Below are 24,099 nucleotides of genomic sequence, written 5' to 3'. Positions count from 1 at the left end.
AGCGAGGGCAACGCCCACGGCTCGCAGCCGGGCTCGCCGACCGCCGGTCCCTGACCCGCTCAACGCGCCAACAAAAACGCCGGCGCCCCCGATGGGCGTCGGCGTCTATGCTTTACGGAGATATTCATGGACTCGATGCCCGAAGGTTCCGGCATTCTTCTCCGGTTCTGGCGAGCCGTCTTTGGCGGCAGCGAGGCGGCTGGTATGACCAGGCTGATGGCCTTTCTCGCCGGGTACATCCTGGTGATCGGCCTGTTCTTCGCCTTCGTCACCAGCTGACGAGACCAGCCGACCGACGTGCTGACGCCAAACTCAGACGGCGCGCAGCCGCATCTGCCGGTTCACGCGAAGGGCGATCAGCGTGCAGACCGCGCCCGACAGAAGGTAGACGCCGACCGCCGCGAGACCGAACCGGCTGGTCGCGCCGAGAGCGACCAGCGGCGCGAAACCGGCGCCGATCAGCCAGGCCAGATCGGTTGTCAGCGCCGAGCCCGTGTAACGATCGCGGCCAGCGAAGTTGGACGCCACGGCACCGGCCGACTGGCCGTGCGAGAGTCCGAGAAGCGCAAAGCCGATCATGATGAAGGCGGTTTGGCTGGCGCTGCTGCCGCCCAGGAGAAACGGTGTCGCCACGCTGAAGACCGCGATCGCAATCGCGCAGGCACCCAGATGCGTCCGACGTCCGATCCGATCGGCAATCGACCCCGAGAGTAGAATGCAGACGAGGCAGATCGCCGCACCGCCGAGCTGCATCAGCAGGAATTCGCCCGGAGAACGGTTCGAGAAGATGTCGACGTAGGAGATCGGGAAGATCGTGACCAGATGGAACAGGGCGAAGCTCGCCAGCGGAACGAAAGCGCCGACGAGAACGGCGCTCCCCTGGTTGGCGACGAGTTCCTTGACGCTGACGGGCGTCAGGTCCCGGCTCTCGTAGAGCTCGGCATATTCTTCCGTCGCGATCAGGCGCAGGCGGGCGAACAGCGCAACGACGTTGATCGTGAAGGCCACGAAGAACGGGTAACGCCAACCCCAGCCGAGGAAGTCCTCTGCTGCAAGGTTGAGGTAGAAGAAGGCGAACAGCGAGCTGGCGATGATGAAGCCGATCGGCGTGCCCAGCTGCGGCAGCATCGCATACCAGGCGCGGTGCTTTTCCGGTGCGTGCATCGCAAGCAGCGAGGCCAGACCGTCCCAGGCCCCGCCGAGCGCGAACCCCTGCCCTAGGCGGAACACGACAAGCGCCACGACGGCCCATATGCCGGCGGACTGGTATCCCGGCAGGAAGGCGATCGCCGCGGTCGAGCCGCCGAGAAGGAAAAGCGCGATCGTCAGCTTGACGCCGCGTCCGTGCCGGCGATCGACTTCCATGAAGAGGATCGAGCCGAACGGGCGGGCGATGAAGGCGAGACCGAAGACGGCGAAGGCGTAAAGCGTGCCGGTCAGCTTGTCGGCGAACGGAAACATCAGGGCCGGGAAGACGATCACCGACGCGATGCCGTAGACGAAGAAGTCGAACGACTCCGACGCGCGCCCGATCACGACGCCGATCGCCAGTTCGCCAGGCGATATGTGGCCGTCGGTCGAGACGAGACGGGCGTCGCGTTCCATTTCCGTGGACGAGGCCACTGACTGGTTCGGCGTCGACATGCCGCAGCTCCTGAGAATTGGGGCGTGATGCCCGCCCGCTAAATTTATGGCGTGCTCCGATGCCGAATAGGTCGCCCGCTGCATATTCGTCAAACGAAGCGCGGTTGGACAAAACGTCCAATCCCCATTCCGCACCGCAAAACATACATCGCGGCACAAGACATCGGGACTGAGATGGTCGTTTTGCTCCAGAGATCCTTGCGCGCCTTGGCCGTGTTGCCGCTTCTGCTCACCCTGGGCGGATGCAACCTTGTGGTGATGAATCCTTCGGGCTTCATCGCGAACCAGCAGGCCAATCTGATCCTTATCTCGACCGGTCTGATGCTTCTGATCATCGTGCCGGTGATCATCGCGACGCTGTTGTTCGCGTGGCGCTATCGGGCCAGCAACCCGGACGCGAAATACGACGGCGACTGGCATCATTCGACGCGCCTTGAGGTCCTGATCTGGACGGCGCCGCTGATGATCATCATCGCGCTCGGCGCGGTCACCTGGATCTCGACGCACCTCCTCGATCCCTACCGACCGCTCGACCGCATCGACGCCGTCCGCCCGGTGACCGCCGAAACCCCGCCGATCACGGTTGAGGTCGTCGCGCTCGACTGGAAGTGGATGTTCTTCTACCCCGAATACGGGATCGCGACGATCAACGAACTGGCGGCGCCGGTGGATCGGCCGATCAACTTCAAGATCACCTCCAGCGCGATCATGAACACCTTCTACGTGCCCGCGCTCGCCGGCATGATCTACGCGATGCCGGGCATGGAGACCAAGCTCCACGCCGTGATCAACAAGCCTGGCGTCTACGAGGGCATGTCGGCCAACTATTCCGGCGCCGGCTTCTCGAACATGCACTTCAAGTTCCACGGCCTGGCGCAGGGCGACTTCGACGCCTGGGTCCAGAAGGTCCGCACCGAGGGCCAGCCGCTCGACCGCGCGCGGTATCTCGAGGTCGAGAAGCCCAGCGAAGCGGAACCGGTGCACTACTATTCGAGCGTCGAGGACGGCCTCTACCAGGCGGTGCTCAACATGTGCACGGCGCCCGGGAAGATGTGCATGGACGAGATGATGCACATCGACATGCAAGGCGGTGCCGGCATCGAGAGCGCGGAGAACCGCGATCGTCTGATCTATGACGGCCACCGCAACCACGACGGCGCCGGACACGGTCCCGAAGGCTATGCCGGGGCGTCCGGCGGAAGCGAAGCACAGGGCGCGACCTTCCCCGCCTCCGGGCGCGAGTCCCGCTCCCAGGAGACCCCGGACGGCGTTGCCCCCATGGGCTCCTCCGGCGGCCAATCGGACAGCTCCGGTCACGAAGGCCACGGCGGCATGAACGGCATGAGCGGACACGAAGGTCACGGCGCCTCATCCGGCGGCGGCGAGATCGCACCGAACCAACTGAACCAGACGAACTGACCGACGGCCGGGGTTCCTCCCAGCCCCGGCTCGAAACAGCGCGAACCAGCGGATCCGACCGATGTTCTCCAATATGGATCTACAGCAACTGGTCTTCGGGCGCCTGACGCTCGATGCCATTCCCCTCCACGATCCCATCCTGATCGTGACGTTCAGCGTGGTCGCCATCGGCGGCACGGCGCTGGTCGCCGCGCTGACCTACTACAAACTGTGGGGCTATCTCTGGAAGGAGTGGTTCACCACCGTCGATCACAAGAAGATCGGCATCATGTACTGCATCCTGGCGATCGTGATGCTGCTGCGCGGCTTCTCCGACGCCATCCTGATGCGCACGCAGCAGGCCATCGCCTTCGGCGCGAACGAGGGATACCTCCCCCCGCACCACTACGATCAGATCTTCACCGCCCATGGCGTGATCATGATCTTCTTCGTGGCGATGCCGTTCATCACCGGCCTGATGAACTACGTCGTGCCGCTGCAGATCGGCGCGCGCGACGTCGCCTTTCCGTTCCTCAACAACTTCTCGTTCTGGATGACGGTCGGCGGCGCGGTGATGGTGATGTTCTCGCTCTTCGTCGGCGAGTTCGCGCGCACCGGCTGGCTGGCGATGCCGCCCTTGTCGGGACCGGCGTATAGTCCGGGCGTCGGCGTCGACTACTACATCTGGGCCCTGCAGATCGCAGGCGTCGGAACGCTCCTGTCGGGCATCAACCTGATCGTGACGATCGTGAAGATGCGCGCGCCCGGCATGACCATGATGAAGATGCCGGTCTTCACCTGGACCTCGCTCTGCACCAACGTCCTCATCGTCGCCGCCTTCCCGGTGCTCACGGCGGTGATGACACTTCTCTCGCTGGATCGCTACGTCGGGACGAACTTCTTCTCGAACGATCTCGGCGGCAACCCGATGATGTACGTCAACCTCATCTGGATCTGGGGCCACCCGGAGGTCTACATCCTGATCCTGCCGGCGTTCGGCATCTTCTCCGAGGTCGTCTCGACCTATTCCTCGAAGCGTCTCTTCGGCTACGCCTCGATGGTCTACGCGACGGTCGTCATCACGATCCTCTCCTACCTCGTCTGGCTGCACCACTTCTTCACGATGGGCTCGGGCGCCAGCGTGAACTCGTTCTTCGGCATCACGACGATGATCATCTCGATCCCGACGGGCGCGAAGATCTTCAACTGGCTGTTCACAATGTATCGCGGGCGCATCCGGTTCGACGTGCCCATGCTCTGGAGCCTCGGCTTCATGGTCACCTTCGTGATCGGCGGCATGACCGGCGTGCTCCTCGCCGTTCCCCCCGCGGACTTCGTGCTGCACAACTCGCTGTTCCTGGTGGCGCACTTCCACAACGTCATCATCGGCGGTGTGCTGTTCGGCCTGTTCGCCGGCGTGAACTACTGGTTCCCCAAGGCCTTCGGCTTCAAGCTCGACGAGTTCTGGGGCAAGATGAGCTTCTGGTTCTGGCTCACCGGCTTCTGGTTCGCCTTCGCGCCGCTCTACGTGCTCGGCCTGATGGGCGTGACGCGCCGCATGAACCACTTCGAGGATCCGTCGCTGCAGATCTGGTTCGTCATCGCGGCCTTCGGCGCCTTCCTGGTGGCACTCGGCATCGCCTCGTTCCTCATCCAGATCTATGTGAGCATCAAGAACCGCGACAAGCTGCGCGACGTGACGGGCGATCCGTGGGGCGGACGCACGCTGGAATGGGCGACCTCCTCGCCTCCGCCGGCCTACAACTTCGCTTTCACGCCGATGATCCACGACGGCGATGCCTGGTGGGACATGAAGCGCCGCGGCTACGTCCGTCCGCTCACCGGCTTCCGTCCTGTCCACATGCCCGCGAACACGGGTGCGGGCGTGATCCTGGCCGGCCTGTCGGTGGCCTGCGGCTTCGCCCTCGTCTGGTACATCTGGTGGCTGGCCGCCCTGTCCTTCGTCGCCATCATCGGAACGACGATCGTGCACAGCTTCAACTACAAGCGCGATTTCTACATCCCGGCCGATGACGTGGCCCGGGCCGAGCAGGAGCGTACGCAGCTCCTGGCGACATCGGGAGTCTGATCGATGGCCCACGCAAACGCGGTGTCCGCTGCCGGCATCGACAGCAACGAGCTGAAGTTCTACGTCGCGGAAGAGGAGGGCCACGCCGAGGGCGGCACCCTTCTCGGCTTCTGGCTCTACCTGATGAGCGACTGCCTCATCTTCGCCGTGCTCTTCGCCTGCTATAGCGTCTACGGGCGCTCCTACGCGGCCGGCCCCTCGGGGGCCGACCTCTTCGAGCTCGAACTCGTCGCCATCTCGACCGCCCTCCTCCTCGTGTCGTCGATCACCTACGGCATGGCGATGCTGGCGATGGAGAAGGGGTCCAAGGGGATGACGCTCGCCTGGCTCGCGGTGACCGGCGTCTTCGGCCTCGGCTTCCTCGGCGCCACGGCCTACGAGTTCCACCACCTGATCGAGATCGGCGCCGGTCCGCAGCGCTCGGCGTTCTTGTCCTCGTTCTTCGCGCTCGTCGGCACCCACGCGCTCCACGTCGCCTTCGGCGCGCTGTGGCTGGCCGTACTGATGGCGCAGGTCGTCTGGAAGGGCCTGATTCCTGAAAACCGCCGCCGACTGATGTGCCTGTCGATGTTCTGGCACTTCCTCGACGTCGTCTGGATCGGCGTCTTCTCCTTCGTCTACCTCATGGGGTCGCTGGCATGAGCGAGAAGCATCACGGGGCTCAGGTCGAGGTCCTGCACGACCACCACGAAGCCGGCCACGGCAGCTTCAAGGGCTATCTCACCGGCTTCATCCTGTCGGTCGTCCTGACGGCGATCCCGTTCTGGCTGGTGATGGGCGACGTCTTCGACTCGACCCGCGTCACAGCCTTCGTTGTCATGGCCTTCGCGGCGGCGCAGATCGTGGTCCACATGGTCTACTTCCTGCACATGAACACGAAGTCCGAAGGCGGCTGGAACATGCTGGCCCTGATCTTCACCGTGGTGATCCTGATCATCACGATCGCCGGTTCGCTGTGGGTCATGTACCACCTCAACACGAACATGATGCCGGCCATGCAGCACGACATGAGCCAGATGCCGTGACCGAGACCCGGCGCATGGCGCCGGGGCCGGACCCCACGAACCCGGCGGGGCGGCCTCGGAGCCGCCTTTCCCTTTTCATTCTCGGCCTGTCCGGGCTCCTTGTCTTCGCCGTCCTCATAAGTCTCGGGATCTGGCAGGTACAGCGCCTCTCCTGGAAGCTCGATCTCATCGAGCGCGTCGAGGCACGCGTCAACGCGCCGCCGGCTGCGCCCCCCTCCCCCGCGCAATGGGCCGCCTTCGACGGGCCGAGCGAAGAATATCGTCGCGTGCGGCTCGAAGGCTCCTTCCGCAACGACCGCGAGACGTTCGTCCAAGCCCTCACTGAGCTCGGATCGGGCTTCTGGGTGATGACGCCGTTCGTCACGACGGACGGTACGACGATCCTCGTCAATCGCGGCTTCGTGCCGGCGGACCGCCGTGATCCGGCGACCCGCGCCGCCGGGCAACAGCCGGGACCCGTGTCCATCACCGGACTCCTCCGCCTCGACGAGCCGGGGGGCGGCTTCCTGCGGTCGAACGATCCCGCCGCGGATCGCTGGTTCTCGCGCGACGTCGCGGCGATCGCCGAAAGGCGCGGGCTCGGGCCTGTCGCACCGTTCTTTATCGACCAGTCGGCCGGCGAGACGCCGGGCGGCATTCCCGTCGGCGGTCTGACCGTCGTCGCCTTCCGCAACCACCACCTCGTCTACGCGCTGACCTGGTTCGCGCTCGCCACCATGCTGGCCGGCGCCGGCATCTGGATCGCGCGCGACGAGCGCCGCCGCCGCACGGCGTGGCGCGTCGCGGAGGCCAGCCGATGAGCGCGCCCCTCGACAGCGCCGCGCCGGTTCCGCCCGCCACGCGCCTTGCCGAAATGCGCGCGCGTCTTCTTCACGGCGTCCCGCTCGAAGACTCAGCCGGACGCAAGAATCTCCTGCTGCTCATCCAGCTGCGCTGGATCGCGGCGGCCGGGCAGATCGCCAGCATCGCCTTCGTCACGCTGTTTCTCGGCGTCACCGTGCCCATCGCGCCGATGCTCGGCGTCATCCTCGGGCTCGTCCTCCTCAACCTCGGTAGTCTCCTGCGCCTTCGCCTGAAGCGCGGCGTGACGAACCTCGAACTCTTCGCCGCCCTCCTTTTCGACGTCGCTGGACTGACCGCGCAGCTCTATCTCAGCGGCGGCGCCGCCAACCCCTTCACCTCTCTCTACCTTCTCCAGGTAACGCTCGGGGCGGTGCTCCTGAAGCCCTGGTCGTCGATCGCGCTCGTTCTGGTCACGGTGCTGTGCTTCGCCGGTCTCACGACGAACTACCGCCCGCTCGAATTCGTCGAGCAGGAGGGGCTCGGGCTGATGAGCCTGCACATCATCGGCATGCTCATCTGCTTCGCGCTGAACGCAGCGCTGCTGGTCGTCTTCGTCACGCGGATCGGCAACAACATCCGCGAGCGCGATGCGCGCCTTGCGGACCTGCGCCAGCACGCGGCGGAAGAGGACCACATCGTGCGCATGGGCCTTCTGGCCTCCGGAGCGGCGCACGAACTCGGCACGCCGCTCTCGACCCTCTCGATCATCCTCGGCGACTGGCGCCGGATGCCCTCGCTCACCGCCAACCCGGAACTCGCGGACGAGATCGAGGCGATGCAGGCCGAGGTCCGACGCTGCAAGTCGATCGTCACCCACATCCTGATGTCGGCCGGCGAGGCGCGCGGTCTCGAAGCGGGCATGACGACGATGCACCAGTTCCTCGACGGGCTGGCGGCCGACTGGCGTGCGACGCGGCCCAACGCAAACCTCCGCTACGAGAACAGCTTCGATCGCAACATGCCGATCGTCTCGGAATCGACGCTTCGTCAGGTCGTCTTCAACGTGCTCGACAACGCCTACGAGGTCTCGCCGGACCGCATCCTGTTCCATGCCGCCCGCGTCGGCGACCAGCTACGCCTCCGGGTCGAGGATCGCGGCCCCGGCTTCGACCCGGCGATCCTCGCCTCGCTCGGCAAGCCCTACCAGTCCACCAAGGGGCGGCTCGGGGGCGGGCTCGGCCTGTTCCTCGTCTTCAACGTTCTTCGCAAGCTCGGCGGCAACGTCCTTGCCGAGAACCTTGCGCACGGCGGGGCGCTGGTCGAACTGACGCTGCCGCTCGATGCCCTGTCGATCGAGGAGGACGCGACATGAGCGAACGCCTGCTGGTGGTGGTCGACGACGACGAGGCCTTCGCCAAGACGCTGAAGCGATCGTTCGAGCGGCGCGAGTACGAGGTCGTGGTGGCGCCCGACGCCGAGGCGCTGCGCGTGTTGCTGCTGGAGCGTACGCCGGGCTTTGCGGTCGTCGACCTGAAGCTCGCCGGAAGCTCCGGCCTCGCCTGCGTCGAGATGCTGCACGAGCACGATCCCGACATCCTGATCGTCGTCCTGACGGGCTTTGCCAGCATCGCGACGGCGGTCGAGGCGATCAAGCTCGGCGCCTGCCACTACCTTGCCAAGCCCGCCAACACCGACGACATCGAGGCCGCCTTCGGACGCGGCGCGGGCGATGCGAACGTACCGCTGACCAACCGACCGACGTCGATCAAGACGCTGGAGTGGGAGCGCATCCACGAGGTGCTGGTCGAAACCGACTTCAACATCTCCGAGGCCGCGCGGCGCCTCGGCATGCATCGCCGCACGCTGGCGCGAAAGCTCGAGAAGCGCCCGATCAAGTGACGGCGCGGCCCGTCCGCGCTATGGAGCCGGGCGCCGAACGCGGCGCGACGCAACCGGGATGGACGACGATGACCGAGACGACCGCCTCGACCTCGACACCGATCGAGGCGCTTCTCTTCGACCTCGACGGCACGCTGGCGCACACCGATCCCCTGCATCTCGTCGCCATGCGCGCGCTTCTGGAGGACGAGGGACTGGCGATCGACGAGGAGACGTTCGTCACCCGCGTATCCGGCCAGCCGAACGATGCGGTCGGCCGCTATCTCTTCCCCGATCGCACGGCCGAAGAGCATCGCGACTTCATCGACCGCAAGGAAGCGCGGTTTCGCGACATGGCGGGCGACCTGACGCCGCTAGCGGGCGTCGTCGCCTTCATCGACCGGGCGCGCGCCGACGGTTTGCGCATCGCACTCGTCACCAACGCGCCCCGAAAGAACGTCGCCTTCATGCTGGAGACGCTGGGGATCGCCGACCGGTTCGAGATCCGCATCTACGGTGACGAACTGGAGCGCGGCAAGCCCGACCCCCTGCCCTACCGGCTCGCGCTGGAGGCGTTCGGACTGACGCCGCATCAGGCGATCGCCTTCGAGGACTCGCTGCCGGGGCTAGCCGCGGCCAAAGGGGCCGGCCTCGTCTGCGTCGGGATTGCGACCAGCCGTTCGATCGAGGAACTGACCGCCGCCGGCGCGGACTTCGCGGTCGAGGACTTCACCGACGTGTCGGTCGTCGCCCTCCATGACCGGCAGAACTGGAACCGCACTACGGCCTGAAACAGGACGCGCGCCGCCGGGGAGATCGGCGGCGCGCGATGGCGAACGTCAGGCGGCGCGGAGCGTCGCGGCCGGCTTGAGGTTCGCCTCGGTCACGGTCCGGTCGTCCTCGAGCGAGCGGGCTGCCTGAAGGCCGCCCTTCTGCAGTTCGCCGTGATAGGCACGAACAGCCTCGTCCGGCGTCAGCGCGCCGTCGGCGACCTGACGCATCATCCCGACCATCGCGAGCGGATCCTCGGCAAGATTGATCTTGCGGCCGAACAGGGCGACGCGCGCGCCGTATTTCTCGGCTTGCGCCACCAGTTCGAACGTATCGCGCGCCGTGCCGGCACCGCCGCCGAGCACGCCGACGACCAGCGTCGAATCGAAGCTCGCGAGTTCCTCGAGCGCCTTCGGACCGTTGTAGACGATCTTGAGGAATTCCGGCCGATCGGCCTTCGAGACACCCGCCAGCGAACGCAGGATGCAGTCGTTCATGTATTCGCCGAGCGCGTCGCGATCGAGATCAAGCGGTACGTTCGGGTTGAACACCTCGTAGAAGTACTTGAACTCGTTGGCCGCCGCCTCGCGCCGGAACTCGGCGAACGCCTCCAGCGACTCGATGTCGGCCGCGAGATCGTTGTTGAAGGTCACCGAGTAGAGCCCGAGATCGGTGCCCTTCACCGGCGCGCCGGGCTGCGGGAACGCCGAACCGTAGCGCACGCGCGACAGCTCGGCCGTGCGGAACGGCAGCGACGGAGCCTTCGTGTAGCGCTGGTGGCGCATGCCGCCCCAGCAGTCGGTCGTCTCGTTCGCGCGGATCGCCGGCTTCACGGCGCTGCCATCGAAGGCGCCCCGCTCGTGCAGTTCGTCGAGGTTGGAGACCGACACCAGCATGATGTCGACGACGTCCTGGCGGACGATCGCCTCGATGGCGTCGAGGAATTCCTGGCGCGTGCGGCGGCGTCCCTGCGTTCCGTCCGGATTGCGCAGGAAGCCGGTGCCGCCGACACCCGATCCCATGTCGCTGTCCTTGGCGTCGGCGATGATGAAATCCGACCGGCTGTAGCGCCCGGCGCGAATGTTCTGAAGCTTCTGGTCCAACCGGAGCACGGCGGTCATCCTCGGATCGTTGACGGGGTGCGCGCTCGGTTCGCGGACCGGACGTGCGACAGCGTAAGATATAACGCCAAATTGTTTCATCGGAAATCTTTTTCTTCCAGATCTGCAGCGCGCTTCAGCGAGCCAACATTTGCGCTCTGGACGCATCAGAGGAGCGTCCTCCGACCATCGACGCCCCTCTCCGCCCTCGCAGCCGCAGCATGAGGATGCTGCACGACAATGACGTTTTATGGTTGACCTCCGTGCCGTTTCCGCATGTTCCTGACGCGAATTGACGTGATCTCGCGGAGAGTCCCCCCCATGCACGACAGCCAAGCGGACTGGCGCGCCGCCTACGAGGGTTTGGTCCGCCGCCTGCCGGGCATGGCGCGCAGCGCCCCGCTGACGCTATGCGGCATGAGCGCCTGCGTGGATGCGAGGATCAACCTCTCCAATGCGGCCGCTCTCTGGACGGCGGACGATCCTGACGCCGCCGCCTTCGCTTCGATGCTCAAGGATCGCGTCGCGCGCGGCGTCGGTGGCGAGGTGCGCGTCGAATGGCCCGCCGGCCCGGCCTGGCTCGCCGATCACGTTCCGGCGCGCTATGCGCTCGGCGGTGTCGGCCCGCAGGCCGGATGGGTGTTGACGACGCTCGGCGCTCCCGCGATCGTCAACCTCTCGGACCGCAGCGCCCATATGCTCGCGCGCCTGCCCGGAAACCTGCTGCTGGCCGAAGGCGAGCGCACGGTGCGGGCGCGATCCGTCCAGCACCGCGGTGCCCGGCGGCCCGACATCTACATCTTCGAATACACGGCGGGGCGCGTCGTCGGCGACTGCGTGCCGAACCGCTCGTCGCGCATCATCGTGCGCTTCGGCGATCCCGGCCTCGAGAAGGACGCGGCCTTCGAGGCCTTGACCCCGCACCTGGCGCCGGAGGCCGGAACCGGCCTCGTCGCGGGCTTCAACTGCGTACCCCCGGCCGACCTCGACGACGAACTCACCCGCGTGTTTTCGCTGACGCGGCGCTGGCTCGACGCGGGTCTCTCCACCGTGCACCTCGAGATGAGCACGTTCGAGGACGCCGCCCTGCGCGATCGCGTGCTGGACGGCACGTCGGGTGCCGTGACCTCGCTCGGCATGAGTCATTCGGAAATGCGCGACCTCGCGCCGGGCGTCGCCGACGCCGACCTTGCCGAGACCATGCGGACGCTCGGCGAGCGCCTGGGGCTCGACCGCGTCTGCGTCCACGCCGACCATTGGGCGCTGACCGTCACGCGGCGCGATGCGGACGTCGAGCGCGAGGCGCTGATGGCCGGTTGCCTCGTCGCCAGCACGCGGTCGATGGCCGGGCAGCCTGCCGTGCCGGAGGGCGTGGCGGACGGTGCGACGTTCCATCACCCGCCCGTCGACGACGGACCGCTCGGCGACGGCTGGACCTCGGTCGCCGTGCCGAGCCCCTATCACCCTGCACCCCTCACCACGCTTGGGCTCGGCGACACGTTCACCGCCGGTTGCCTTCTCGTTCTCGGCTCGGCGGGCAGTGCCGGCCGCCAGCGAATCCGCCAACGCGCCTGACCGCGCGACATCAGGACAGTGCCATGTATCGCGAGAAATCCGACCTTTCCGGCCGCGCCGCCTTCATCACCGGCGGCGGGCGCGGCATCGGCCTGTGCACCGCCGAAGCCCTCCTGGAGCATGGCGCGCGCGTCGTGATCTCCGACCGCGACCCGGCCGTTCTGGACGCCGGGCGCGCAGAACTCGCGGAGAAGGGCTGGGAGGTCGATGCCGTCGCGCTCGACGTCACGGACTCCAAAGCCGTCGCCCGCGCCGCCGCGGAGGCTAATGCGCGCCATGGGGGCATCGACATCCTGATCGCCAACGCCGGCATCGCCTGGCCGGATACGCCGGGCGAAAGCATGTCCGACGAGGTTTGGCACAAGGTCGTCGATGTCGACCTCAACGGCTGCTACTGGTCGTGCCGCGAGTTCGGCCGTGCCATGCTGGAGCGCGGGCGCGGCTCGATCGTCACGGTCGGCTCGATGTCGGGGCTGATCTCCAACAAGCCGCAGCGGCAGGTGCACTACAACGCCGCGAAAGCCGGCGTGCACCACATGACGCGCTCGCTCGCAGGCGAGTGGGCGCCGCGCGGCGTGCGCGTCAATTCGGTGGCTCCGACCTATGTCGACACGGCCATGTCGCGCGGCGGCTTCACCGACGACGCCTTGATGCCGACCTGGATGGCGTCGACCCCGATGAACCGCCCGGCGCGCGCCGACGAGATCGCCTCCGCGATCCTGTTCCTCGCCACGGACGCGTCGAGCGCGATGACGGGATCGATCGTAACGGTGGATTGCGGCTACACCATTTGGTAACCAAACCTCACCTCGCATTGCAGCACGGCGGGGGCGCATCGCGAAGACCCTCATAGGATCACCCATGGACGCCCCCACCAAACGCGTCGAGATCATTCCCGCCAAGCGGCGCGCGATGATCCTTGACTACCTGAAGGTCAACGGGACGGCCTCGATCGGCGAGCTCACCGAGGCGATCGGCGGCTCGCAGTCCACGATCCGCCGCGACCTCGAACAGCTGACCGAGGGCGGCTATCTCGAGCGCACGCACGGCGGTGCGCTGCTCGTGCCCCCCTTGCGCGCCACGTTCGAGCGCGAGCCGGCGCTCAACGCCCACTACCAGCACCGCCAAAAGGCGGCGATCGGCCAGGAGGCGGCGACACGCCTCAAAGGCGGTGAGAGCGTGATCTTCGATTCCAGCTCGACCGTGATCGAGGTGGTGCGGGCGACCGCCCTCCGTCGTCTGCCCCTTACCGTCGTCACCAACAACATCGAGATCGCGCGGATCGGCTCCAGCGTGCCGGAATGGCGGGTGATCGTCACCGGCGGCACCTTGCGGCCTGGCGGAGACCTCCTGACCGGCCAGCCCGGCGAGCCGTTCTTCGAGACGATCCATGCCGACGTCTGCTTCACCGGCGCCTATGCCGTGACCGGACAGATCCTGACCGACGCCTCGATGGAGATCGCCTCGATCAAGCGGGCGATGATCCGCTCGGCGCGGCGCACGATCCTGCTCGTCGACAGCACCAAGTTCCAGGCGCCCGCCTTCTGCACCTTCGCCCAGCTGTCGCAGATTTCCGAAGTCATCACCGACCAGGGCGTCGACGCCGACATCGCCTCCAGCTTGCGCGCCAGCGGCACGGAGCTCACCGTTGTACCTCTGACGGGCGACTGACCGTCAGGACGACGCGCGCACCGTCAGCCGCGCCGGCAGAAGAATGCGCGTCGCCGCCTCGGATCCGTCGCGAAGGGCATCGAGCAGCATCCGGGTCGCGAGCGCAGCGTGGGCCTCTACGTCCTGCGCCATTGTGGTCAGCGCCGGGCAGGCGTAGCGGCTGAGCGGGTGGTCGTCGTGTCCCGCGATCCGCAGCGCGCCGGGCGCACGGCCGATCGTCACGCCGCGCGCGAAGGCGGCCGCGAGCGCGCCCAGCGCCAGCCGGTCGTTGGCGCACAGGAGACTGCGGAAGGGCGGCGGCCCCGCTTGAAGGATCGCCTCCATCGCCTCGAAGCCGAGACGCTCGAAGTCCCAGCCGTTGCCAGGTGGCGCGATACGTTGCGGCGCAAGCCCGAGTTCCGCCATGCGCGAGAGGTAGTGGGCCCGGCGCTCGCGAGCGCTTGCGTTCACGTCCGGCATGTCGAGATAGGCCGGTGCCTCGCCGCCCTCCGCCAGATAATCCACCAGCGCGGCGACGCTCTGCCCGTTGTCGTTGCCGACGAAGCCGCCCGCCGCGCCCGACGCGCTGTCGAGAAAGACGAGAGGCATGCGCTCGCCGAGCGCCCGCGCCGGTTCCGCCAGAGCGTCCGCCCCGCAGGACGCGATCAGCGCGCCCGAGACCCGCTGGTCGAGCAGCGTTCGAAGGGCCAGCGCCTCGCCCTCCGCCTCGCCGCGCGACGACAGGACGAGCGGCCAGAAGCCCGCCGACCGGCAATGCTCTTCCAGAAGCGCGACAAGCGCCGCGTAGAACGGGTCGGCGACGGTCGGCACGACGATCCCGATGGTGCGGGCTCGCCGCCGGTTGAGATTGCGCGCGAAGGGGTTCGGCCGATAGTCCGACTCGGCGAGCGCCGCCTCGATGCGCCGCCGCGTCGCGGGACGCACGCTCGCCGGATCGTCGAAGAACTTCGCGAGCGTCGGCCGCGACAGGCCGCAGGCCTTCGCGAAGTCCTCCATCGTGCGGTGGCGGGGCGGAAGGGGAATGGCATGTCTCCGCGTCGGGACGATACCCACGCATCGTGACCACGAAACTTTGCGCGCGTAAAGTTTTCGATTGACCGCCCTCCCCGCCGGGCGCAGCTTGGCGATGGGCGCGACCGGAGAACCGACACCGCGCCCGCCTTGGGGAGGGCGTGGCATGAAGACGGTGGTGACCGCCGGGGAAATCGTCGTGGAGATCATGGCGACGCGGATCGGGCAGACATTCCTGGAGCCCGGCCCGCTGGTCGGCCCCTTCCCGTCCGGTGCGCCTGCGATCTTCATCGACCAAGTCGGCCGGCTCGGCCAGCCCTGCGGCATGATCTCCTCGGTCGGCGCCGACGACTTTGGCACGCTCAATCTCGAACGCCTGACGGCGAGCGGCGTCGACGTCTCGGCCGTCGCGGTGCATCCCGGCGCCGCCACCGGCAGCGCCTTCGTGCGCTACGCGGCGGACGGGAGCCGCGCCTTCGTGTTCAACATCAAGGACAGCGCCTGCGGCCTCATGGCGATGACCGAGGCGGCCGAGGCGCTGGTCGACCGCGCCGACCACATCCACGTCATGGGCTCCTCGCTGTTCTCGGAGGGTGCGATCACGGTGACAAAGGCGGCCGTCGAGCGCATCAAGGCGCGGAGCGGCACGGTCTCCTTCGACCCCAACATCCGACCCGAACTTCTGGTCGGCGCCATGCGCGAGGCCCTCGAATGGGTCGCCGAGCGCTGCGACGTCTTCCTGCCGAGCGGCGCCGAACTCTTCCTCTTCACGGCGGCGCAGGATGAAGACGGCGCGGTCGCGGAACTCCTGGCCGCCGGCCGGTCCGCCGTCGTCCTCAAGAAAGGCGGCGACGGGGCCGTCCTCTACGACGCACGAGGGCGCACCGCGGCACCGGCCTTCCACGTCGAGGAGGTCGATCCGACAGGCGCCGGCGATTGCTTCGGTGCCGGCTTCGTCTGCGCCTGGCTGCGTGGCGAGGACCCGGCGGACGCGCTTCGCCTCGCCAACGCTTGCGGCGCCCTCGCCGTCACGCGCAAGGGGCCGATGGAAGGCACGCGCTTCCGCTTCGAGATCGACGACTTCATCGGCTCGCAGGCGGGAGTTGCGGCATGAGCGCCATCGACCGGCTGCGCGCGCTGCCGCGACGGTTTCAGGCGGGCGAGCACGCCGGCGTCACCTCGGTCTGTTCCGCCCACCCGCTGGTGATCGAAGCGGCGCTGCGACATGGTCTCGCCCGTGACCGCGACGTCCTGGTGGAGGCGACCTGCAATCAGGTGAACCAGGACGGCGGATACACCGGCATGACGCCGGCCGACTTCCGCCGCTTCGTGGAACGGATCGCCGCAATGGTCGGCTTTCCGCTGGAGCGGCTGGTGCTCGGCGGCGACCATCTCGGCCCCAATCCCTGGAAGCATCTCGCTCCGCACGAAGCGATGTCCAAGGCCGAGACGATGATCGAAGGGTTTGCCGCCGCGGGCTTCGCCAAGCTCCATCTCGACGCCTCGATGGGATGCGCCGGCGAGCCGGCTGCCCTCGACGACGAGACCGTCGCCCGACGCGCCGCGCGGCTGGCCGAACGGGCGGAGGGCACCGTCGCCAGAGGCGGCCTCGTCCCACCGGTCTATGTGATCGGCACCGAGGTTCCCGTTCCCGGCGGGGCGACCGAAGCGCTCGACCACCTCGTCGTCACTGGCCGGGAGGCCGTCCGCCATACGGTCGATGTGCACGCGAAGGCATTTGCCGCGCTCCAACTCGGCGACGCATTTGCCCGCGTCATCGCGGTGGTCGTGCAGCCGGGGGTCGAGTTCGGTCACGAGGACATCATGGTCTATCGGCCGCACGCAGCCGCGGACATCAAGGGCTTTCTCGTGGAGGAGCCGCGTCTCGTGTTCGAAGCCCACTCGACCGACTACCAGCCGGACGACGCGCTGCGCCGACTGGTGGGTGACGGCTTCGCGATCCTGAAAGTCGGCCCCTGGCTTACCTTCGCGCTGCGCGAGACGCTCTACGGCCTTTCCCACATCGCCGACATCCTGGCGCCCGCGCCGGGCGAGCCATCGCTGCGCGATGCGATGGACGCTTTGATGCTGGAGAAGCCCGACAACTGGCGGAAATACTGCCACGGCTCGGACGCGGAGGTGGCGGTCCAGCGCCATTTCTCGCTCAGCGACCGCATCCGCTACTATTGGCCTGACGCCGCCGCGCAAGAGGCCGTCGATCGCCTGATGGCGCGGCTCGACGATCGCGCGATCCCCCTTCCCCTCGTCGGCCAGCATCTCGGACGCCTGGCCGAGACCGTTGCGGCGGGACGGATCACGCCCGAACCTCGGGCCCTTCTCCTCGCCGGCATCGAGGCGGTGCTCGACCGCTACGACCGCGCCACGCACTGATTTTCAAAGAGCAGCATCATGGCCCGCATGGGGATCGGCATCATCGGCTGCGGCAATATCGCAGCCACATACCTGCGCAACGCGCGGCTCTTCGGTGACGTGGCGCTGGTCGCCTGCGCCGACCGCGTGCCCGAGATGGCGGAGCGCCGCGCGGCCGAGTACGGCGTGCGGGCGATGAGCGTCGAGGCGCTGCTCGCCGAGCCCGACGTCCAGCTTGTTCTGAACCTCACCATTCCAGCCGCCCATCGCGAGGTGACGGAAGCCGCGCTCGGCGCCGGCAAGCACGTCTTCACCGAAAAACCGCTCGGCGTGACGCTTCGCGAGGGGCGCGCCCTGGTCGAAGAGGCGGAGCGGCGTGGCCTCTCGCTCGGCTCGGCGCCCGACACGTTCCTCGGCGCGGCCGGCCGGCGGGCGCGCGCGCTGCTCGACGCTGGCGCCATCGGCAAGCCGGTGATCGGCACCGCCTTCATGATGGGGCGCGGCATGGAGCACTGGCACCCCAATCCGCAGTTCTACTACCAGCCGGGCGGCGGCCCGGTGCTCGACATGGGACCCTACTACCTGACGATGCTGGTCAATCTCCTCGGACCCGTGGCACGCGTCTCCGCCGTCGCGCGCACGGGTCAGGAGACGCGCGAGATCACCGCCGAAGGCCCCTTTCAGGGCACGCGCTTTCCCGTCGGCACGCCGACGAGCCTCCTGTCACTTTTGGAATTCCGGGGCGGTGCGGCGGTCACCTTCGGCGCCTCGTGGGACGTCTTCCGCCACTCCAACCACCCGATCGAACTTCACGGCACAGACGGTTCGGTCCGGCTGCCCGACCCTGACACGTTCGGCGGGGACGTGTCGCTTTCGCCGCGCGGCGAGCCGTGGCGGGAGCACCCGAGCGAGCCAGAGACGTTCGGCGCCATCAACTGGCCGTTCGATGCGCCGCGCATCGCCAACTACCGTATGCTCGGCGTTGCCGATCTCGTGCGCTCGGTCACCGAAAGACGCCCGGCACGCGCCTCCGGTCGCCTCGCGCTCCACGTCCTCGAAGTCATGGAGGCGATCCTCACCGCCGCGGACGCCGGCCAGCCGGTCGGCGTGGAGGGTCGGATCGAGCGGCCGGCGGCGCTCGGGGAGACAGAAGCCACAGCGCTCCTCTCGGGCAATTCGTCATGACGCTCGATCCGCAAGCCGCCGAGGTCCTGGCGCTTGGAGCCCGGTCACCGTCTCCGCCCTTCGAAGATGGCACGCCCGAGGCCGCGCGCCGCGCTTACCGGGCCTCCTATCTCGCGCTGCGCGGCGATCTCGAACCCGTCGCGGAAACCCGTGACGCCGCGATCGAGGGTCCGGGCGGCCCGATCCCGGTTCGCATCCACCGCGGCATCGGCGCGCCGGCCGAGGGCGCACCGGCGCTTCTCTATCTTCATGGCGGGGGCTGGGTGATCGGCGACCTCGATTCTCACGACGACATCTGTCGCTGGTTCGCCAATGCCGCCCGCTGTGTCGTGGTCTGCCCGGACTATCGGCTGGCGCCCGAACACCGCTTCCCCGCCGCGATCGAGGATGCGGGCGCCGTCCTGTCCCACATGGCCGCGGAGGCCGCAGCGCTCGGCATCGATGCCGCGCACATCGCCGTCGCCGGGGACAGCGCCGGCGGCAACCTTGCAGCCGTCCTGGCGATCCAGTCGCGTGACGGCACCGTGCCGCCGCTGGAGGCGCAACTCCTTCTCTACCCCAACACGGACGCCGGTCAGACGGTCGAAAGCTACGGCCGGTTCGCCGAAGGCTTCGGCCTGACGCGCCGGACGATGCGCTGGTTCCGCGACCAGTATGTGCGCAGCGACGACGACATCGCCGACTGGCGCGTCTCGCCCTTGCGGGTCGATCGCCTCGACGGCGCGCCCCCGACCTTCGTCGCGCTCGCGGGACAGGACATCCTCCACGACGAAGGGGCGGCCTATGCCGAGCGGCTCCGCGGAGCGGGCGTGCCGCTCGTCGTGCGCCACCTTGCCGACCAGATCCACGGCTTCGCCTCGGCCGGCCGCTACATCGACGCCGCGCGCCGGACGGTCTTGGAAGCGGCGGACGCCTGGTCCCAATTTCGAACGAATATGACGGAGTGACGCGCGGATTGCCGCAAAACCCTTCCCGAATGCGCCCCCCTTGCGTATTTCGCCATGGAGGATGGGCCACCGGGCTCGTTGGCCCGAAACCTATTAGAAACGGCGGCGATGGAAGAGGTCGATCCCATCATCACGATCCTGCGGCTTGTCGAGGAGGAAGACGACGGCAGCGCCATCGCGCGCCGCTTCTTCGAGAACCATCCCGACCTCGATCGCGCCGCGTTCCTGGAAGCCTGTTCCGTCGCGCTCGACATCATCGGCCTGAAACCCTCGCAGCTCCACTAGCGGACTGTGGTGGCGTAGCGGACACTGGTCGGCAGGCGCGGCGCGGGACGGATGGGACGTCGGGCGCCGCCCTGCCTTTGCAGTGTTGCAGAGCTCCTATAGCCGATGCCTCATAACGGAAGCATGACGGTTCACCCGCTGATTTTAGTCAGCGGCCAATTCGTCCCGGATCGCCGAAAGCCAGACGACGACGGCCTCGGCGCCGGGGTCCGACACGCCCACCGCCCGTTCGCCGAGATAGCTCGACCGGCCGCGCCGAGGGGCCATGGCCGCGGTCGCCGCCGCGCCGGCGCGGGCCGCCTCCACCGCAGCCTCCAAGCCGCTGCTGGCGAGCGCTTCCGCTGCGGGCTGCAGCGCATCGATCATCGTCCGGTCGCCGGGCTTCGTGTCGCCGAGCGTCGCGACCGCATCGGTGCCCTCGCAAAAGGCCTTGGCCCAATCTCTCGACGTCGGCGCGGCGATGCCGTCGAGGGCGCGCGCGGCGCGCAGGAGACCCGCCGCATAGAGCGCACCGGACGTGCCGCCGACCGAGCGGCGGAGGCTGCCAGACAGGGCGCGCAGGATGGAAGCCGCGTCCGCACCCGTCCAGTCGAGCGCCTCGGCCTTCGCGACTTCGGCGCCGCGCGCCAGGTTGAGACCGAGGTCGCCGTCGCCGACCATCTGGTCGAGGGCCGTCAGTCGCCCTTCTTCGGCGATCAGCCGCTCCGCCGCACGCACGAGGATCGCGACCGTCCGCGCGCCGTCGCCCGGACGCAGATCCTGTCCCTCACGGCGGGTCGAAGCGACAACCACCGGTCCCTCCTCGCCCAGTGGCCCGGCTCCGCGTCCAGGCCATGCGGGCGCCATCGCCGGCGCATCGAGAAGCCGCAGCGTCTCGGGGTCGGCCCGCAGCAGCGAGACGGAACAGCCCGCCATCTCGAGCGCGGTCAGGAACGTCCCGGTCCATAGCCGTTCGATGACGAGACCGTGGGTCCTCGCAGCAGTGACGGCGTCGCGCGCGACGATCTGCATCTCCATTGCCGGTGTCGCGCCGAGATTGTTGACGAGGAGAGCGACCGGCGTGCCGCCGCCGAGCGCGAGTTCGGCAACGATGCGCTCCACCAGGGTCGCGGTGAGCTCGCGCGAAGGGCGCAGCGGCTCGCGCCGCACGCCGGCTTCCCCATGAATGCCGAGCCCTAGCTCGACCTCGCGCTCGCCGAGTTCGAAACCCGGCTTGCCGGCGGCCGGCACGGTGCAGGCGGTGAGTGCGACGCCCATGCTACCGAGGCCCGCGATGACCGTCTCGGCCGCGGCCTTGACCTCTTCCAGCGACGCGCCTTCGGCGGCCCGTGCCCCCGCGACCTTGTGGACGAGCACGGTGCCCGCGATGCCACGGCGCCCGGCGGTCTGCGTGCTGGCGGCGAGCGCCACGTCGTCGGCCACGACGACCATCTCCACCGGAATGCCCTCGCCGCGCGCGATCTCCGCCGCAAGGCCGAAGTTGAGGCGGTCGCCCGTGTAGTTCTTGACGATCAAAAGCACGCCCGCCGCCCCGCCCACCGCGCGGATCGTGGCCAGCACCGCGTCGGTCGAGGGCGAGGTGAAGACGTCGCCGCAGACGGCTGCGGTGAGAAGCCCCTCGCCGACATAGCCGGCATGAGCCGGCTCGTGTCCGGACCCGCCGCCCGAGACGAGCGCGACATGCCCACGGGCGCGAAAGGCGGCGAGGTCGGCGCGGACGAGCACGCGCTCGCCTTCGAGGAGAGCAAGACCGGGATGGGCGAGGCAGAGCCCCTCCAGCATCTCGTCGACCACTGCCAGCGGCTCGTTGATCAGCTTCTTCATGCGTCGTCTCCCCCTCGACGGCGCAGCTCGCGCCGGAGCATCGGACGGCAGCCTACAAAGGCCGGAGGCTGCGTTGAAGGCTGGATCTCACGAAAACCCGGCCGCGACCGAGGCCCGTTAGCTTCAGACGTCGCCGCCCGTCCGTATGGGCGGTACGACGAGGCGCCCTTCTTCGGCCTTGTGGTAGTACTGGCTCGCCACCAGCCAGCCCTTCAGAGGGCGCAGCGGCAGGATGCAGGTGAGGAGCAGGAACGGCAGGGACACGAAGACGTGGACCCAGACCGACGGCTCGAAGGCGATCTCCAGCCACACGGCGAAGAGCACGGCCGGCACGCAGCCGAAGCAGACGACGAAGAAGGCCGGACCATCGGCCGGATCGGCGAAGGAATAATCGAGGCCGCACCGCTCGCAGCCTTTCGCGAGCGTCAGAAAGCCGTCGAACAGATGGCCCTCGCCGCAGCGCGGGCAGCGGCCGCGCAGGCCGACCTTCCAGGGTTCCAGACGCGGCGCGTGCAGGTGATCGCTCATGGTGACAATGCCTTTCGCGCATCGGGGGATGCCTGCCGTTCATATAGCCCGCCGGCGCGACCGAACAGCGCGCGCGGCGTGCCAAACTGTCCAAGGCGGGGAACGCGTGGCCCCACATCTTGTTAGGTGGAACCATTCCAGACGGGAGCCCCCCATGCGCCACGACGTTCTCGCCCTTGCCGACCTCCCCGAGGATGGGTTGACCGAAGTCAGCGTCGGTGATCTCAAGATCCTCCTGGCACGCGATGGGGACCGGGTTCTGGCGACGGGCGCCACCTGCACGCACAAGGGTGCCCCGCTGAAGAACGGCAAGCGCGTCGGCAATCGCGTGATCTGCCCTTGGCACCATGCGATCTTCGACCTCGAATCCGGCGACCACCTCGAGCCGCCGGGCAAGGGGTGCCTGTCGCGCTTTTCAGCCAGCGTCGAGAACGGGCGCGTAATGGTCGAGATGCCGGACGGCGCCAAGCCGCATCGCCCCGAAGTGGAGCCGGGCGACCGCAAGACCGGAAGCGATCGCGTCTTCGCGATCGTCGGCGGCGGCGCGGCGGGCTTGGCCTGCGCCGAGGAACTGGTGGCCCGCGGGTTCGACGGCCGGATCGTGATGTTCGTGCCGGAGTGCGAACCGCCCTACGACCGCACCGACCTGTCGAAGACCTACCTGCAGGGCAAGAAGAGCGACGACGCGCTGGCGCTCTACCCAGTCGACAAGCTGAAGGCTCTCGGCGTCGAGTTGGTGGAGACGGCGGTCGAGCGGATCGACGCTGGCGCCAAGCGCCTGCACTTCGCCGGTGGCGAGACGCTGGACTACGATCAATGCTTCGCCGCGCCCGGCAGCGACGCCGTGCCGCTGAAGCTGGAAAGCGCTGACGCCGTTAACATCGTGTCGCTGCGCAGCCACGACGACGCGAGGGCGCTCAAGGAGAAGCTGGCCGGTGCCAAGCGCATCGTGATTGTCGGCTCCGGCTTCATCGGCATGGAGGCGGCCGCGAGCCTCGTTGGCGACGAGCGAGCGGTGACGGTGATCTCACGCAGCGAACTGCCCTTCGCCAAGCAGTTCGGCGATGAGGTCGCTCAGCAGCTTCTGGCGACGCACCGCGCCAAGGGTATCGATGTGCGCACGGGCGCGGAGCTCGCCGCGCTCAAGACGCAAGGTGGCAAGGTGCGGGCGGTGACGCTGAGGGACGGCTCGACCGTCGAGGCCGACCTGGTGATCGCCGCCCTCGGCGCGGCGCCGCGCACCGGTCTCGTGTCGGGCGCGGAGCGGGACGGCAAGGGCATTAAGGTCGACGCGACACTGAAAGCCGCCGAAGGACTGCATGCCGGCGGCGACATCGCGGCCTTCCCGCTCGCGGCGACCGGCGAGACGGCGCGGATCGAACACTGGCGGGTCGCCGAGCAGCATGGGCGCCACGCTGCCGGCGCGATGCTCGGCGATGCCTCGCCGTTCGATGGCATCCCCTACTTCTGGTCGGCCCAGCACGGACGCCTCAGCTACCTCGGCCATGCCGAGGACTTCGACGAGGTGCATATCGAAGGCTCGCTCGCCGAAAACTCCTACACCGCCTTCTACATCAAGGGCGGCAAAGTGCTGGCGGCCCTCGGCCTCGGCAAGGGGGACCGCACGCCCGCCCTCCACGCTCTCATGCTCAGCGATCCCGCGCCCGACCGTGCGCGGCTCGAGGCCGCCGGATGGGACCCGGCGGCCGTAAAGGCCTGAACGGCCAGGGTCAACGCAGGACCGGGCGGGTCTCCATCCGGTCCAGGCGCTGCTCCAGGTTCTCCTGCCGCACCATCGAGGGCAGGAGGAACAGGTCGATCAGCTGGCCGATGCCGAGAAAGCCCAGGGTGAGCAGCCAGAGAAGGCCGGTCCAGGGGCGCCCGAGGTAGAAGCGGTGCAGGCCGCAGATGCCGATGAGGCAGCAGAGCCAGAGAACGAAGGCGGCCGGGCCGGATTTCATGCGTCGCAACTCCTGTTCGCGTTTCTCCTAAAATGGAGATCGGCGGGTCGAGTT

General features: G+C 68.0%; 24 protein-coding genes. 18 read left to right on the top strand and 6 right to left on the bottom strand.

Going from position 1 to position 24,099, the window contains the following annotated elements:
* The first annotated feature begins 126 nt into the window (after nucleotides 1-126).
* Complete coding sequence (locus ACLNGM_RS11775; RefSeq protein ID WP_416355067.1) at nucleotides 127-279, top strand: hypothetical protein; 153 nt, start codon at nucleotides 127-129, stop codon at nucleotides 277-279.
* Nucleotides 280-312: 33 nt separating this feature from the next.
* Here ACLNGM_RS11775 and ACLNGM_RS11770 read toward each other — a convergent pair whose 3' ends face one another.
* Nucleotides 313-1,644 (bottom strand): MFS transporter, encoded by a 1,332-nt coding sequence (locus ACLNGM_RS11770; RefSeq protein ID WP_416358433.1) that lies wholly within the window; start codon nucleotides 1,642-1,644, stop codon nucleotides 313-315.
* Between the two features lie 174 nt (nucleotides 1,645-1,818).
* Here ACLNGM_RS11770 and cyoA point away from each other — a divergent pair, with 174 nt between their 5' ends.
* The 8 genes from cyoA (at nucleotide 1,819) to ACLNGM_RS11730 (ending at nucleotide 9,608) form a co-directional block, all read left to right on the top strand.
* On the top strand, nucleotides 1,819-3,063 hold the full coding sequence (gene cyoA, locus ACLNGM_RS11765) for a ubiquinol oxidase subunit II (RefSeq protein ID WP_416355066.1): 1,245 nt from the start codon (nucleotides 1,819-1,821) through the stop codon (nucleotides 3,061-3,063).
* A 61-nt stretch (nucleotides 3,064-3,124) separates the two neighbouring features.
* Nucleotides 3,125-5,131: a cytochrome o ubiquinol oxidase subunit I gene (gene cyoB, locus ACLNGM_RS11760; protein WP_090960592.1), complete on the top strand. Its 2,007-nt coding sequence runs from the start codon at nucleotides 3,125-3,127 to the stop codon at nucleotides 5,129-5,131.
* A gap of 3 nt (nucleotides 5,132-5,134) precedes the next feature.
* A complete protein-coding gene (gene cyoC / locus ACLNGM_RS11755; protein WP_416355065.1) occupies nucleotides 5,135-5,773 on the top strand; it encodes a cytochrome o ubiquinol oxidase subunit III in 639 nt (212 codons plus the stop codon).
* On the top strand, nucleotides 5,770-6,156 hold the full coding sequence (gene cyoD, locus ACLNGM_RS11750; protein ID WP_416355064.1) for a cytochrome o ubiquinol oxidase subunit IV: 387 nt from the start codon (nucleotides 5,770-5,772) through the stop codon (nucleotides 6,154-6,156). Before cyoC ends, cyoD begins: the two co-directional genes overlap by 4 nt.
* 14 nt (nucleotides 6,157-6,170) lie before the next feature.
* Nucleotides 6,171-6,956, top strand: coding sequence for an SURF1 family protein (locus tag ACLNGM_RS11745; protein WP_416358432.1), 786 nt, complete (start codon nucleotides 6,171-6,173; stop codon nucleotides 6,954-6,956).
* The gene (locus ACLNGM_RS11740; RefSeq protein WP_416355063.1) at nucleotides 6,953-8,311 is read left to right on the top strand and encodes an ATP-binding protein; all 1,359 of its coding nucleotides are present in this window, start codon (nucleotides 6,953-6,955) and stop codon (nucleotides 8,309-8,311) included. Before ACLNGM_RS11745 ends, ACLNGM_RS11740 begins: the two co-directional genes overlap by 4 nt.
* On the top strand, nucleotides 8,308-8,838 hold the full coding sequence (locus tag ACLNGM_RS11735) for a response regulator transcription factor (protein ID WP_294642200.1): 531 nt from the start codon (nucleotides 8,308-8,310) through the stop codon (nucleotides 8,836-8,838). The genes ACLNGM_RS11740 and ACLNGM_RS11735 overlap by 4 nt, the downstream gene beginning before the upstream one ends.
* Before the next feature lie 68 nt (nucleotides 8,839-8,906).
* The gene (locus ACLNGM_RS11730; RefSeq protein ID WP_416355062.1) at nucleotides 8,907-9,608 is read left to right on the top strand and encodes an HAD family hydrolase; all 702 of its coding nucleotides are present in this window, start codon (nucleotides 8,907-8,909) and stop codon (nucleotides 9,606-9,608) included.
* Nucleotides 9,609-9,656: 48 nt separating this feature from the next.
* Here the strand turns inward: ACLNGM_RS11730 and ACLNGM_RS11725 are convergent, their stop codons facing one another.
* Nucleotides 9,657-10,709, bottom strand: a complete 1,053-nt coding sequence (locus tag ACLNGM_RS11725; RefSeq protein ID WP_416355061.1) for a hypothetical protein — start codon at nucleotides 10,707-10,709, stop codon at nucleotides 9,657-9,659.
* Between the two features lie 300 nt (nucleotides 10,710-11,009).
* Here ACLNGM_RS11725 and ACLNGM_RS11720 point away from each other — a divergent pair, with 300 nt between their 5' ends.
* From ACLNGM_RS11720 to ACLNGM_RS11710, 3 genes are all read left to right on the top strand, one after another.
* Nucleotides 11,010-12,263 carry an ADP-dependent glucokinase/phosphofructokinase gene (locus ACLNGM_RS11720; protein ID WP_416355060.1) on the top strand — a complete coding sequence of 418 codons (1,254 nt, stop codon included), beginning with the start codon at nucleotides 11,010-11,012 and terminating at the stop codon, nucleotides 12,261-12,263.
* Nucleotides 12,264-12,286: 23 nt separating this feature from the next.
* Entirely contained in the window at nucleotides 12,287-13,060 is a 774-nt protein-coding gene (locus ACLNGM_RS11715; protein ID WP_416355059.1) for an SDR family NAD(P)-dependent oxidoreductase, read from the top strand.
* A 64-nt stretch (nucleotides 13,061-13,124) separates the two neighbouring features.
* Nucleotides 13,125-13,934 (top strand): DeoR/GlpR family DNA-binding transcription regulator, encoded by an 810-nt coding sequence (locus ACLNGM_RS11710; protein ID WP_055889671.1) that lies wholly within the window; start codon nucleotides 13,125-13,127, stop codon nucleotides 13,932-13,934.
* A 3-nt stretch (nucleotides 13,935-13,937) separates the two neighbouring features.
* On the opposite strand, the gene ACLNGM_RS11705 is transcribed toward ACLNGM_RS11710, so the two are convergent.
* Nucleotides 13,938-14,930, bottom strand: coding sequence for a LacI family DNA-binding transcriptional regulator (locus ACLNGM_RS11705; protein ID WP_416355058.1), 993 nt, complete (start codon nucleotides 14,928-14,930; stop codon nucleotides 13,938-13,940).
* A 181-nt stretch (nucleotides 14,931-15,111) separates the two neighbouring features.
* On the opposite strand from ACLNGM_RS11705, the gene ACLNGM_RS11700 reads away from it, so the two are divergent.
* The 5 genes from ACLNGM_RS11700 to ACLNGM_RS11680 all read left to right on the top strand — a co-directional run bounded on the left by ACLNGM_RS11700 (nucleotide 15,112) and on the right by ACLNGM_RS11680 (nucleotide 19,732).
* Entirely contained in the window at nucleotides 15,112-16,059 is a 948-nt protein-coding gene (locus ACLNGM_RS11700; RefSeq protein WP_416355057.1) for a sugar kinase, read from the top strand.
* Nucleotides 16,056-17,336, top strand: a complete 1,281-nt coding sequence (locus ACLNGM_RS11695; protein WP_416355056.1) for a D-tagatose-bisphosphate aldolase, class II, non-catalytic subunit — start codon at nucleotides 16,056-16,058, stop codon at nucleotides 17,334-17,336. The genes ACLNGM_RS11700 and ACLNGM_RS11695 overlap by 4 nt, the downstream gene beginning before the upstream one ends.
* A gap of 18 nt (nucleotides 17,337-17,354) precedes the next feature.
* Nucleotides 17,355-18,500 (top strand): Gfo/Idh/MocA family protein, encoded by a 1,146-nt coding sequence (locus ACLNGM_RS11690; RefSeq protein ID WP_416355055.1) that lies wholly within the window; start codon nucleotides 17,355-17,357, stop codon nucleotides 18,498-18,500.
* The gene (locus tag ACLNGM_RS11685; protein WP_416355054.1) at nucleotides 18,497-19,447 is read left to right on the top strand and encodes an alpha/beta hydrolase; all 951 of its coding nucleotides are present in this window, start codon (nucleotides 18,497-18,499) and stop codon (nucleotides 19,445-19,447) included. Before ACLNGM_RS11690 ends, ACLNGM_RS11685 begins: the two co-directional genes overlap by 4 nt.
* Before the next feature lie 108 nt (nucleotides 19,448-19,555).
* A complete protein-coding gene (locus ACLNGM_RS11680) occupies nucleotides 19,556-19,732 on the top strand; it encodes a hypothetical protein (RefSeq protein WP_156369299.1) in 177 nt (58 codons plus the stop codon).
* A gap of 144 nt (nucleotides 19,733-19,876) precedes the next feature.
* Here the strand turns inward: ACLNGM_RS11680 and dhaK are convergent, their stop codons facing one another.
* The gene (dhaK, locus tag ACLNGM_RS11675; protein WP_416355053.1) at nucleotides 19,877-21,556 is read right to left on the bottom strand and encodes a dihydroxyacetone kinase subunit DhaK; all 1,680 of its coding nucleotides are present in this window, start codon (nucleotides 21,554-21,556) and stop codon (nucleotides 19,877-19,879) included.
* A gap of 123 nt (nucleotides 21,557-21,679) precedes the next feature.
* The gene (locus ACLNGM_RS11670) at nucleotides 21,680-22,084 is read right to left on the bottom strand and encodes a DUF983 domain-containing protein (RefSeq protein WP_416355052.1); all 405 of its coding nucleotides are present in this window, start codon (nucleotides 22,082-22,084) and stop codon (nucleotides 21,680-21,682) included.
* Nucleotides 22,085-22,238: 154 nt separating this feature from the next.
* Between ACLNGM_RS11670 and ACLNGM_RS11665 the strand changes: the two genes are divergently transcribed.
* A complete protein-coding gene (locus ACLNGM_RS11665) occupies nucleotides 22,239-23,804 on the top strand; it encodes an FAD-dependent oxidoreductase (RefSeq protein ID WP_416355051.1) in 1,566 nt (521 codons plus the stop codon).
* A gap of 10 nt (nucleotides 23,805-23,814) precedes the next feature.
* Here ACLNGM_RS11665 and ACLNGM_RS11660 read toward each other — a convergent pair whose 3' ends face one another.
* On the bottom strand, nucleotides 23,815-24,045 hold the full coding sequence (locus ACLNGM_RS11660) for an NINE protein (RefSeq protein WP_090960640.1): 231 nt from the start codon (nucleotides 24,043-24,045) through the stop codon (nucleotides 23,815-23,817).
* Nucleotides 24,046-24,099 lie beyond the last annotated feature (54 nt).

It is taken from the genome of Aureimonas phyllosphaerae (assembly GCF_047943035.1).
Lineage (GTDB): Bacteria > Pseudomonadota > Alphaproteobacteria > Rhizobiales > Rhizobiaceae > Aureimonas > Aureimonas phyllosphaerae.
This window is presented reverse-complemented; position numbering and strand designations above follow the sequence as displayed.